Genomic DNA, 12,955 nt, shown 5'->3' on the forward strand with positions numbered 1-12,955 from the left:
ATGAAAACGCTCGTTGCTTTATTCACTGCTTTATTAACTCTTTTTTGTGCTGACTTGTTCTCTCAGGTAAATTTCACTTCATCGAACTTGCCTATCATTGTTATAAATACAAACGGTCAAACAATTGTTGATGAACCAAAGCTAATGGCTGATATGGGAATTATTTATAACGGCGAAGGAGAACGGAATAATCTAGTCGATGAATTCAATCACTATAACGGTAAAATCGGAATAGAAATAAGAGGTTCATCATCACAGCAATTTCCTAAAAAATCATATGCTGTTGAAACAAGAATTGATGAAGAAGAAGATTTAGATGTTTCTCTTTTAGGAATGCCCGAAGAAGCCGATTGGGTTTTGTACGCACCTTATTCCGATAAATCGCTTATTAGAAATGCTCTTATTTATAAACTCTCAAACGAAATTAACCGTTACACAACAAGAACTAAGTTCGTAGAGTTAGTAGTAAACGACGAATATATGGGCATCTATGTTTTCATGGAAAAGATTAAACGAGATAAAAATCGAGTCGATATTAAAAAGTGTGAATCAAAAGATACATCGGGAACATCTTTAACCGGGGGTTATCTTTTTAAAATTGATAAAAGAGACGGAGCTAATACCGAAGGATGGGAATCCTCCTTCGTTCCTTTTGCAGGCGCATGGCAAAGAGTTTTTTATCAATACGATTACCCGAAAGAAACAGATATAATGCCGCAGCAAATTGATTACATTCAAGACTTCATTTTTAATTTTGAATCAACAATGTACTTGAATAAATATTCAAATCCCTTTGACGGATATTATGATATAATAGATATAAATACATTCGTAGATTATGTTTTCTTGAATGAATTCCCCCGAAATGTTGATGCTTACCGGCTTAGTACATTTTTATATAAAGATAGAGATGATATTAATCCGTTATTAAAAATGGGACCGATCTGGGATTTTAATCTTGCCTTCGGAAATATCGATTATTATGAAGCTTGGGAAGATGACGGATTTCAAATTTATTATCCGATTCCTGATGATTTTTTCCAAAAACCTTTTTGGTGGGAAAAAATGTTTGACGATCCGGTCTTTGCTAATAAATTTGCGAAGCGTTGGAGTGATGTTAAATCAACAATATTCTCTAAGGAAAGAATCTTCGAAATAATTGATTCGTTAACCGTTCATATCGATGAGGCAAAAACAAGAAACTTTGAACGTTGGCCTGTGCTCGGAACTTATGTTTGGCCGAATAAATTTGTCGGAGAGACTTACGAATCCGAAATCCAATATCTAAAAAATTGGATTGACGCACGTTGGAATTGGTTTGATAATAATATTTCAACAGAATATTCTTCTATTGATTGGAAAGATCCTAATGAAGTTGTAATAAATATAGATGTCCACGAAGAAAAAATAATAAGCACTTCCGATTTTTATAATTCTTTAATTAATATAGATTCGTTGACTATCGTTGCCAATAATGAAAACGTGAATCTTAATCGGATGGAAAATAATTATTTGGTCTCATCAAGCATTTCCGGGACATACAAATTAAAACTCGAGGGCTGGTATAATAACCAAAGAACTGAGTTGTCGTCATCTTATACTATTAATATCGGAGTAACTGGTGTAAATGATAAATTATTACCGAAAGAATTTTCACTTGAACAGAATTATCCGAATCCGTTTAACCCAAGTACAACTATTAAATTCTCATTACCCGATGTAGGGACAACTCATGAGTTGTCCACACAATCCACTATAATTGTTTATGATATTCTCGGAAGAGAAATAAAAACATTACTCAACAAGTCAATGCAGCCCGGTGAATATGAAATAGTATTTGATGCATCCGATCTTCCAAGTGGAATTTATTTATATAGATTAACATCCGGCAATTTGATAGAAACTCGAAAAATGATTTTATTGAAATAGTTTTATACAAAAGTAATTTTATTTAACGTTTACAAGTAGCTACGCAATCAGTAACCGCCGACTCAATTCAAATAAAAAGATGATCTGTATCAATTAAGAAAAATTTCTTTAGTGCGAGTTTAAATTATTTTCCTTAATTTAAGTTGTAAACAATTAATTGTACGAATAATCTCGAATTCAAAATTGTGATTTGTTCAATCAGAAATTTTTTATCAAAAGTTATTTTACTGACATTAGTAATTATGGTTACGGTTTCAGGTAAACCGCATGATAGTGTTGAAGAAGATATTCCCACAACAAAGCGATTTAGATTTATGTTTGGGGCTTTTGATTTAACTAATGGCGATAGAAATTTTCTTTATAAAAATTTTCTTTCAAATATTAGTTTTAAACACAGTTACTTTAATAAATTTACGGAACCAATTGAAGTGAAATTCTCATTTGAAGCCGGGTTAAATCTTACATCAATCGCAGAATACAACTACAAAGAAACACTTGATTATTCTCTTCACTATGCTCCGTATGCTCAACTTGGTCCGGAGATACTTTTACTGCCGAATACGTTTTTAAATGTAAATATTGGATTGATCGGAATTTTTCATGAGAAAGGAGAAGGGATACTTCTCTTTAACGAAATATCAATGAATTATTTGTTTCCCATATCCGAAAGATTTTATATTGATTGCAAAGCCGGCCTTGCAATTCCTTTTCCTCTTTATGGTTTGATTGGCGCAGGTTTTTTTATGGTTGGAATTTCGTTTAGTTAAGAGGATACGGACTTGAAATCAACAGTACTTACAATAACACTTATAAATCTCGCCTTTTTTATATTTCATGAAATCGAAGCGATATACAGAAATGAATGGAAGATGTTAACCATTCTTAAAAATGTCAGTGATCCCATCAAGAAAAGAATTTATCTTTACCTACACTTACCGCTTCCGTCAATTTTAGTTGGGTATGTTTATTCTGTTTTTATTCTCTGCTTTTACGAATTCTTTATAATATTTAATTTGTTTGCTGTGATTCATTTATTCTTGCATATATATTTTCTTAAAAAATCCGTAAATGTTTTTAGCTCAAAATATTCCTTCATAATAATGATCGGCTTTGCACTCACCGGGATAGTCAATCTAATTCTAATCTCTCACATAATCTGTTAATAAAACGGGAACTCAAAAAACAATCATTGAATTCCCGCTAAACGTTTCGAATTAACTTCCATTAAAATTAATAGCAATAGCTATTCCTTATGTGCTGCATGTAATTTAACCTGGTAATCGGTTCCCGATGACGCTTTATTGACCGAAATGTTAAATTCAACTCCGGGCTTATACAGTTTAAAACTACTTGATGAAAGTGTATCCGGAGAAAAACTTTGAGAAATAGCTGTTTGAACAGCACTATTTAATGCCGTTAAAGCTGCAGCTTCAGTAGGATAAAACTTCATTGCATCTACCTGATAAACCGAAGTTTTATCGCTGACAAAGATCATAGTATCTTGATTTTTCTTATAAAAAATACAAATCATATCCGGATTTGATTCGTCTGAATGAATGGGTTTTCCATATTGTTTAATTACATCGGATTTGGTTTTACCGATAAACTGATAGACAGTAAGTTCTTGAGAAAACGATTGAAGTGTAGATACAAAGTAAAAAGCACACAACGCAATCAAGATTCTTTTTAAATATTTCATGGCTTTACCCCTGTTAAACTATTATGCAAAGAACAATAAATAGAGTAATACTATTAATATAAACGGTGAAAACAATACGGATAAATCTTTTACTAGATCTTTGGATGTTCTTTTATTATTTGATTCCCGAGGTCTCATTTTTTCTCCCTTATTAAATTATAATTGAATTTGCATCCTTTCTCGATGATGCATTAAAACGAACATTATATAAATAATAAAGGCGGACTTCGGGGATTACTAAATTTATAATCTATCGATACTGAAGAAACTGAATACATCGGAAAATATTTCTTACAGAATCTGTTGATAATATTTTCAGAATTGTTTGGTGATATGAAAGGAGTTTTTGTAAAGCTCTGTTCGGATTTAGTGGAAGCTTTTGAATTCTCTATTAAAATGCACTCATCGCCTAGGTTATGCTGAAGAACATTAATTATAGTATCTTTTTGATTCGACGGTGATTCATACAACAGATAGTCTTGGGAAGAAAATATTAATCCGTAGTGTAAAAATTGAAGTGACAGTAAAAAAACTGTAAAAAATGAAAATTCTTTTCTACTAAAAATTGCTCTATGAAATGATATAAGAAACACTTTTCCTATTCCCGGCAAGTAAAATATTTTGCCATATGAAATTTAACGAAAAAGAAATAGATAAAATCAAATTTTAGAGATAGTATTATTAACTTAGAAATGAATATTAAAAGTAACTGTTGGTTTTTCTGAGGAAATTAATGAAGAGATTTGTTATACCGTTCTTTTTATCGGCATTATTTACATATAATATTGCACAAGTAGTAACTATAATTGATAAAGATACCGATCACCCGCTTGAACTTGTAAATATTTCGAGTGAAAGTCCTAAGACTTTTACCGTAACTAATGCATCCGGGAAAGCAGATCTATCTAAATTTAATAGATCGGAAGTTATCGCATTTCAAATGCTGGGATATAAAACAGAGCGTTTTACTTTTTCTGAAATTGAAGAACTTGAATTTTTAATACGTTTAGAAGCAACAAATATCTCGTTGGATCAAATAGTTGTTTCTGCAACTAAATGGAATCAACTTAATAGAGAAAATCCCACAAAAGTTTCAATGGTAACTCCTAAGGATTTAGCTTTGCAAAATCCGCAAACAGCCGCCGATTTGTTGAACATCTCCGGTGAAGTTTTCATTCAGAAAAGTCAGCAAGGCGGCGGTAGTCCACTGATCCGCGGCTTTGCAACAAACCGTTTATTAATTGCAGTCGATGGAATACGAATGAACACTGCAATATTCCGAAGCGGAAATTTACAAAATGTAATTTCACTTGATCCGTTTTCAATTGAAAGAGCCGAAGTCATGTTCGGTCCCGGTTCTATTTTATACGGTAGCGATGCAATCGGCGGTGTAATGAGTTTCTACACTTTGAATCCTCAGTTTTCATTAAATGAATCAATTTTTATTAAGGGAAATTCATCCGTGCGTCACTCGACTGCTAACAATGAATTTACAGGTCACATTGATATAAATCTCGGCTGGAAAGATTTTGCACTGATTACAAGCATAACACACACCGATTACGGTGATTTGAAAATGGGTTCTGTCGGACCCGAAGAATATCTTAAGCCGTTTTATGTACAACGAATCGATGGCGAAGACAAAGTTTTCGAAAATGAAGATCCCGAATTACAAACACCAACCGGTTATTCACAAATTAACTTAATGCAAAAGCTAAGATACAAACCTAATGAAAATTGGAACTTGAGTTACGGTTTCCATTATTCGACAACATCTAACTATGGTCGTTATGACAGATTAATTAGAACAAGAAACGGTTTGCCGAGAAGTGCCGAATGGTATTACGGTCCACAAAAATGGATGATGAATAATTTGGAAATTACAAATCAATACAATAATTCGGTTTATGATGATATGACAATTCGGTTGGCTCATCAATTTTTTGAAGAAAGCAGAGTCGACAGAGATTTTAACGATGAGACAAGAAGAAACAGAATCGAAAAAGTAAATGCATACTCAATTAACTTTGATTTCAATAAATCGTTTGATCAAAAGCATAATATTATTTATGGATTAGAATTTGTTTACAATGATGTAGCTTCAACCGGAACTGATGAAAATATTTTAACAAGAGATATTCTTCCCGGACCTTTAAGATATCCGCAATCAAACTGGTCATCCTATGCCGCTTACTTAACTTATCAATTTAAGATGAGTCAAAATTTACTTTTACAAACCGGTGCGCGGTACAATTATTTTAATATAAATGCCGAGTTCGATAAAACATTTTATCCTTTTCCATTTACAAAAACTGAATTAAACAATGGCGCATTAACGGGAAGTATCGGTTTGGTTTATACGCAGGAGAAATCCTGGTCAATTGGATTAAATCTTTCCAGCGGATTCCGTTCACCAAACATAGACGACATGGGAAAAGTTTTCGATTCCGAACCGGGCAGTGTTGTTATCCCGAACCCGAATCTTAAAGCCGAATATGCATATAACGCTGAGCTTGGTATAGCTAAAGTCTTTAACGATTTTATGAAAATTGATTTAACCGGTTATTATACTTTTCTTGATGATGCAATGGTAAGAAGAAATTATTCTTTAAACGGTTTAGATAGTTTAATCTATTCCGGTGAACTCAGTCAAATTCAAGCTATACAAAATGCTGCAAGCGCTTATGTTTGGGGAATTCAAACAGGCGTGGAATTAAAACTTCCGGCGGGATTCGGATTTTCAACTCGTTTCAATTATCAAAAAGGTGAGGAAGAACTTGACGACGGAAGTAAAAGTCCGCTTAGACATGCGGGTCCTTGGTTCGGCTCGACTCACTTAACATTTTCCGCACAAAGATTAAAAATGGATTTATACGTAGTTTACAACGGTGAAGTTAGTTGTGATAATCTTGCTGAAGAAGAAAGAGGGAAAACTTATCTTTATGCGGTAGACGAAAACGGAAATCCATATTCGCCAAGCTGGTACACGCTTAACTTAAAAATGAGTTACCAATTAAGTGATTTGCTATTGATTAGTGGCGGTATAGAAAATATAACCGATCAAAGATACAGACCATATAGCTCCGGAATTGCCGCGCCGGGAAGAAATTTTATTATATCTTTGAGAGCTGGTTTTTAGATTTTATTATTGTCCCACTAAGGAATTATTGAATGATATTGCTTGACAAACCTTATGTATCCAAATTTTTAGAAGAAACAATTCTCAAAAATAATTATCCAACTTTAGCTTCAACTCCGGTGAGTGATTTGAATTTATTGAATGAGATTAAATTCATTGGAAGTGAAGATGCGAGTAGAGAGTTAAACACAGAGAAATTTCCTTTAGTATACACTAATTCTGAAAATTCAATTGACTGGGTTGAAAAGAATTTAGCAAACACTAATCTGCCTGATATAATTAATTTGTTCAAAGACAAAGTTCGTTTTCGTCGTTCAATTCAACAATTGTATCCGGATTATTTTTTTCAAGAAGTAAAAATTAATAATCTTAAAAATCTTGACATCTCATCAATTCCATTTCCCATCATATTAAAGCCTGCAGTTGGATTCTTTAGTATGGGTGTTTATAAAATTCTATCCGTTAATGATTGGCGACAAAAAATTAATTCCATTGAAAGTGAAATCGAACACGTTAAACATTTGTATCCTTTATCTGTTTTAAACACCGGGAATTTCATTATTGAGAAATACATCGATGGTGAAGAATTCGCTTTCGATGCTTACTTTAACGAATTTGGTGAACCAGTAGTTTTAAATATATTCCATCATCTCTTCTCTCATTCGGAAGATGTGGGAGATAGGGTTTATCTTTCTTCACCTCAAATCATAAAAGAGAAACTAGAGCCGTTCACTAATTTTTTATTTGAGCTTACCAAATTTTCCGAATTAAAAAATTTTCCTTTGCATATTGAAGTTAGAGTAACCGAGGATAATAGAATATTTCCCATTGAAATTAATCCAATGAGATTTGGAGGCTGGTGCACAACTGCTGATTCAACATATTTTTCATACGAAATAAATTCTATTGAATATTTTTTTGAACAAAAGAAACCGGATTGGGATAAGATTCTTACTGGGAAAGAAGATAAGCTATATAGTATAATTGTCTTGGATAATTCAACGGGTTATAAACCACATCATATTAAATCATTCGATTACGATAAACTGCTAAGTAAGTTTAATAACATTCTTGAATTCAGAAAAATGGACATCGTAAAAACAAATGTGTTTGGATTTATTTTCTGTGAAACTGATAAATCTAATTTTATAGAAATTGAACAAATCTTAAAGTCGGATTTAAGAGAATATATTGAAATATAACTAGAGAGCATGATGCCCTCCGGTTTACCGATCTATTTATTCCACATCTTTGAAATATCTTTTGATGGTTTTACAACCTATAATTCTATTTAACTAAAACTTAACTTGTTTCTTAACATCAACTTCCTTAAAATCAAAGGATTATTTTCAGAATTTCCTTTTCTCAAAATCATATCACTAAAAAAGGGGTGCTTAAATGAAAAAGCTGCTTCTTTCTATTCTTGCGGTTTTTGTTGCCTGGCAAATATTGGATTACATCATACACGGCGTGATATTGATGGGCGCTTACGAAGAAACGCAAAGCCTATGGCGTCCGATGGAAGAAATGAGCATGCCGATGATGATGTTTGTTTCGCTTCTTGTATCTGCTGTTTTCTGTTATTTGTATTATGCTTTTGTATCAAATAAAAATCTTAACACCGCAATAAAATTCGGATTAATTTATGGACTGGGGGCCGGAATTTCTTTCGGATATGGATCTTATACAGTTATGCCGATTCCTTATTCAATGGCATTTATTTGGTTTTTAGGAACAGTAGTTGAAGCAACTGTAGCCGGACTGATTGTCGGACTGATAATGAAACCGGAAACTGCCCCCGAACAATAAACTATTTGATGAAGAGACTCTTTGAAATGAGTCTCTTCAGTTTGAAGTTTTATTGACCTTTATCTTTCACATTTTTGTAATATCTTTTTATTTCCTTACTGATATTTTTCCATTTGTTCTTCTTATTCATCGCTGCTGAATCGTTTTGTTTGGTTTCAAGATATTCTAATTCTTTGCGCATCTTTAAATAATTCTCATACCGTTTTTGAGAAATTTCACCATTCTCTAGTGCAAGTAAAACAGCACAACCATTTTCTACTGTGTGAGTACAGTCTTTATATTTACATTGGTCTTCGTAATCGGAAAACTCACCGAAAGTTTGACTTAGTCCATCTTCGGAATTCCATAATTGTAATTCTCTAATTCCCGGATTATCAATTAATATTCCGCCTGTTGGTAAAACAATTAATTCACGATGAGTCGTTGTATGTTTTCCTTTATTGTCAATAGAACGAACTTCCTGAGTTTTAAAAATATCTTTTCCGAAAAGTTTGTTAATCAATGTCGATTTGCCGACACCCGACGACCCGATTAATACATATGTTTTTCCTAGTCCGATAGTCTCTTTAAGTTCATTTATTCCATCATTTGTAACCGTGCTTGTCGGAATAAGTTGAACATTATGATTATCATTAATCGATTGTAAAATATCATCAATGTTTTCGCACAAATCCGATTTGCTCAAAACAACAATAGGTTCTGCTTTACTTTGATAAGCCACGACAAGCTGTCTATCAAGCTTGTTGTAATTAAAACTTTCGTCAATTGGATGAACGATCATTACGTAATCAACATTTGCTGCAAACACTTGTTCTTCGGTTTTACTTCCGGCAGCTTTGCGCGACAGTTTTGTTTTCCGTTCAAGTACTTTTTGAATTATACCTTTTTTCTCGTCTTCAAAATAATCAAGCAAAACCCAATCACCCGTTTTGGGCAATTCACTTTTTGATTCGGTAGAAAAGAACAGTTTACCGGAAACTTCAGCAATAATTTCACCGAACTCGGTATGAACAAAGTAATTAGTTTTATTCTCGGTAGAAACTCTACCGGGGATTAATGTTTCGTTTTTATTGAGTTGAGATTGAAAGAATTCATCCCAGCCTAAATTTTTTAGTGATGTCATTTTAAATAGTCCTTTTTAACAGTTAATTGAAATAACTAATAAAGTCTGTTTGTGGACTCAGCGTTTCTAACCTAATGTAAGTTAGCGCTGAGTTTAAAGGACTTCTTCCGCGGCTAGGATAATATGTTTTGTTGTTTTATTGATAAGCCAATTTTTTTGGTTACTCTAAAATAGCTGTTGTTTACATAATAAAAAAGTCCGCACCAAGGCGGACTTAAATTATCGAAGCAAAATCATTTTTCTTGTTTTTATGTTGTTTCCATAACTCAAAGCATAAAAATAGACCCCGCTAGATAAACTTCCGGCATCAAATTCAATTTCGTAAGTACCTCCTCGCATAGGTTTGTTTAATATTGTTTTTATTTCTCGGCCAAGAATATCATAAACAACTAATTGTGTTTGTAGGAACAACTCATGAGTTGTCCCCACAGTGGGTAAAGTAAATTTAATTTTGGTTGTCGGGTTAAACGGATTCGGATAGTTCTGCTCAAGATTAAATGAATATTTTATTTGCTCATGTTCATCATTAATATCTGTAGTCTCGGAGAAGTCATCAGTTAAAATTTTTGTTATGAGATTTTTTACCGATTCTTGTTCCATATAATAAAGCGGGAAACTAAAGACGACCGTATTAAAATTTTGTGACAGATATTTAACTCCGACCGGTTTGTTATTATAACTTCCTTGAGGAGTTGAATCATCATAATCACTTCCGAAAAGATAAAACGATTCACTTTCTGAATTCGGGGAAATAACTTCTATACCGGCTAAATGGAATTGAGAATTAATATCTGTTTTTAATTGATCCGTTGATAAACCGGGATAACCTGTAAGTTCGGACTGTGCATATCTGAATCTGGATAATAAACTGTAGCCGATCGAATCTACTTTAAAGTAATCATATAAAAAATCACCTTGCTCAAATGACGCTGAAGTTGCAGTAATTGATTCAAAAGTTTTGGAAGGGCGATATCCGGAATAGATAAAATTACCGCCAAAGTTTAAGTACTTTGAAATTTCTTGAGTAAATGATTTTGCATTTTGATCTGTTTTATCATCACCGTACCAAATAATTGTTGAGTATGCACCGAGATCGGATAGATTAACTTTTCCCAATGTTTGCAAGTCGAACTCTTGAAATGAAAAGCTATTTAGAAGCTCTTTATAAAAATCATCAACCATTTGATCGGTTGGGGAAAATAATCCGCCGTTTCCGTCGGCTGTTTCATCAACAAGTAAAATTCCTTGATCTAAGGTGACGGCTCTTGCGGTATAAATGTTTTCACTTATACTTTCATTCCCATCGGTATCAACAGCTTTAATTAAGTATTGATAGTAAACTCCGCTTTGAACGGTGTTATCAATATAGTCGGATGTGATTAACACTTCACCATTTAGTTTTACAAACTCCGCTTCGTTTTCTGCTGTTCGATAAATATTATATCCCAAAAGATCATCTTCAGAATTTTGATTCCATGCTAAATTTATTGCAAACCAATTGGGTTCAACATATAAAACTTCAGGCTCGCGAGGAAGTGACCGCGGGATGTTCGATCTTTCGAGCAGAGGAGACTCCAAACCATATTTATCAACCACGGAAACCCCAACAAAATACAGTTCACCTTCAATTAGGTTTTCTAAAAGGATTTGGTTTTCGGTTATGGCGTAAGAAGTATAATAATTACCTGATTCAGTCCCGACATAAATTTTGAACATATCAAAATCTTGTTCAAGATATTCATTCCATTTAACCAATAATGAAGTACCGTTTCCTTTGTCAACAACTTCAAGTCCGTCTATCATTCTAGGTAATAGACTTATGTGAGCTAAACTTGCAGCCGAACCTTTAATTACTTCTGCAGCATACCCGACATCACAATAAATTAATAAATCTTCATCGGTATGTATTGTAGGGATTTGAGTTGTTTCTTCAAAATATATTGCTCTAATTCCACGTTCATAGAAACAGTAACTATCCGAAGTTTGTTTATTCAGCAATCCCCGGGTACCTATAACGCCGGAATATTTATTCACATTATCAAGAGCGATATCGGTATAAGCCTCGGTGGCACGGTAAGGGTGAACATAAACATCAACGTATTGTTTTTCGGGAGGATTGTAGGCAATCATATCGTGATTTACCATTAACCGGACATTAACATTATTATCAACTGATTTCTGAGCTTCAAATTCACCACCGCTTCCAGCTGGCCCATGCTCTTCGGCAGCAAAAGTTACAAATCTTATATTTACTTTTGGCTTGAAATTATTGAGCATAAATGTGCGGGCCGTTTCAAGAACTGCGGTTGTTCCGCTTGCATTGTCATCTGCTCCCGGTGCCGGTAATGTGGAATCGCCTTCCATAATCTCGTAAGTGATTGAATCGTGATGCCCTGCGAATATTATTACTTCATCGGTTTCATTCTGCGCCGGAAGAGTTGCTACAACATTTGTTTGAAGCATTCCGTTACGTGAATAAAATGTGTCGAGTTTTACTTCTTCAAAACCCATTGCTAAAAATTGATTTTTTATCCAATCAGCAACTTCAAATCTTATTGGATGACCCAAGAATCTTGTACCAAAATCTTCAAGACTTTGTATATAGTATCTAACTTGATTTGAATCGATAGAATTAACAATCGGTTGAATAATTTGATCAAGATATTCGTTATTTGCCTTGTTGTAAATTGTTTTTTCATTTCTATAAATCGGAAGCTGCGAATCAAAATTAATAACTCTAATTCCTTTTATTCCCAGGAATGATTGCGGTACATCTTTTACAATAGAGTGTTCGATGGTTTCGTAAACAACATTCGTCAATGATCTTTTTGCAGAATTTTTTTTCCAAACAACTAAGCTGTATGAATTGTCCGAATCCGTTTTGTCCAATTCAACAAACCTAACATCAAAAGCTTTCAACTTATTTCTCTTATCATCATTAACCAGCGTAATAAGATCATTTTGTGATTGTAAATAAATGGGAAGATTGAGTGATTCGACATAATTTAATTTTGCTTGATCTGCCAAATCGATTTTAACCAACGTGAAGTTATGATCTTGAGAAAATACGAGTAAGGAAAACAATAAAATCAAAACTGTTTTTTTAATCGTAATTGTTGTCATGAGAACATCCAGAATTTGTTTATACTATTTGTTGTTATGCCATTTAAGAAATCAAACCACTCTTCTTAATATCACGCATTAATAAGATGTTGTGGTGTTATTATATAATAAATAAAAGGTGTGACTTAATCAC

The 12,955-nt window shown here is 33.3% G+C and carries 8 protein-coding genes; 5 read left to right on the forward strand and 3 right to left on the reverse strand.

The annotated features are described in order from the left end of the window. Both QY331_16115 and QY331_16120 read left to right on the forward strand, forming a co-directional pair. On the forward strand, positions 1–1,929 hold the full coding sequence (locus QY331_16115) for a CotH kinase family protein (protein WKZ69488.1): 1,929 nt from the start codon (positions 1–3) through the stop codon (positions 1,927–1,929). Between the two features lie 242 nt (positions 1,930–2,171). After that, on the forward strand, positions 2,172–2,696 hold the full coding sequence (locus QY331_16120) for a hypothetical protein (GenBank protein WKZ69489.1): 525 nt from the start codon (positions 2,172–2,174) through the stop codon (positions 2,694–2,696). 476 nt (positions 2,697–3,172) lie between these two features. Here QY331_16120 and QY331_16125 read toward each other — a convergent pair whose 3' ends face one another. Continuing rightward, positions 3,173–3,628: a hypothetical protein gene (locus QY331_16125; protein WKZ69490.1), complete on the reverse strand. Its 456-nt coding sequence runs from the start codon at positions 3,626–3,628 to the stop codon at positions 3,173–3,175. Positions 3,629–4,361: 733 nt separating this feature from the next. Between QY331_16125 and QY331_16130 the strand changes: the two genes are divergently transcribed. The 3 genes from QY331_16130 to QY331_16140 all read left to right on the forward strand — a co-directional run bounded on the left by QY331_16130 (position 4,362) and on the right by QY331_16140 (position 8,576). After that, positions 4,362–6,767 (forward strand): TonB-dependent receptor, encoded by a 2,406-nt coding sequence (locus tag QY331_16130; GenBank protein WKZ69491.1) that lies wholly within the window; start codon positions 4,362–4,364, stop codon positions 6,765–6,767. A 32-nt stretch (positions 6,768–6,799) separates the two neighbouring features. Next, a complete protein-coding gene (locus tag QY331_16135; GenBank protein WKZ69492.1) occupies positions 6,800–7,969 on the forward strand; it encodes an ATP-grasp domain-containing protein in 1,170 nt (389 codons plus the stop codon). A gap of 196 nt (positions 7,970–8,165) precedes the next feature. Next, positions 8,166–8,576 (forward strand): hypothetical protein, encoded by a 411-nt coding sequence (locus QY331_16140; GenBank protein WKZ69493.1) that lies wholly within the window; start codon positions 8,166–8,168, stop codon positions 8,574–8,576. A gap of 49 nt (positions 8,577–8,625) precedes the next feature. On the opposite strand, the gene rsgA is transcribed toward QY331_16140, so the two are convergent. Together rsgA and QY331_16150 are read right to left on the reverse strand one after the other, a co-directional pair. Beyond that, complete coding sequence (gene rsgA / locus QY331_16145) at positions 8,626–9,699, reverse strand: ribosome small subunit-dependent GTPase A (GenBank protein WKZ69494.1); 1,074 nt, start codon at positions 9,697–9,699, stop codon at positions 8,626–8,628. A 219-nt stretch (positions 9,700–9,918) separates the two neighbouring features. After that, positions 9,919–12,822, reverse strand: a complete 2,904-nt coding sequence (locus QY331_16150) for a M20/M25/M40 family metallo-hydrolase (GenBank protein WKZ69495.1) — start codon at positions 12,820–12,822, stop codon at positions 9,919–9,921. Between the last annotated feature and the right edge of the window lie 133 nt (positions 12,823–12,955).

The organism is Melioribacteraceae bacterium, assembly GCA_030584085.1.
Classification (GTDB): Bacteria; Bacteroidota; Ignavibacteria; order Ignavibacteriales; family Melioribacteraceae; genus SURF-28.

Bases quoted from the DNA above. Each gene is read 5' to 3' on its own strand.
- QY331_16120 (WKZ69489.1), top strand. From the start codon at position 2,172: ATGGTTACGGTTTCAGGTAAACCGCATGATAGTGTTGAAGAAGATATT.
- rsgA (WKZ69494.1), bottom strand. From the start codon at position 9,699: ATGACATCACTAAAAAATTTAGGCTGGGATGAATTCTTTCAATCTCAA.
- QY331_16115 (WKZ69488.1), top strand. From the start codon at position 1: ATGAAAACGCTCGTTGCTTTATTCACTGCTTTATTAACTCTTTTTTGT.
- QY331_16125 (WKZ69490.1), bottom strand. From the start codon at position 3,628: ATGAAATATTTAAAAAGAATCTTGATTGCGTTGTGTGCTTTTTACTTT.
- QY331_16150 (WKZ69495.1), bottom strand. From the start codon at position 12,822: ATGACAACAATTACGATTAAAAAAACAGTTTTGATTTTATTGTTTTCC.
- QY331_16130 (WKZ69491.1), top strand. From the start codon at position 4,362: ATGAAGAGATTTGTTATACCGTTCTTTTTATCGGCATTATTTACATAT.
- QY331_16140 (WKZ69493.1), top strand. From the start codon at position 8,166: ATGAAAAAGCTGCTTCTTTCTATTCTTGCGGTTTTTGTTGCCTGGCAA.
- QY331_16135 (WKZ69492.1), top strand. From the start codon at position 6,800: ATGATATTGCTTGACAAACCTTATGTATCCAAATTTTTAGAAGAAACA.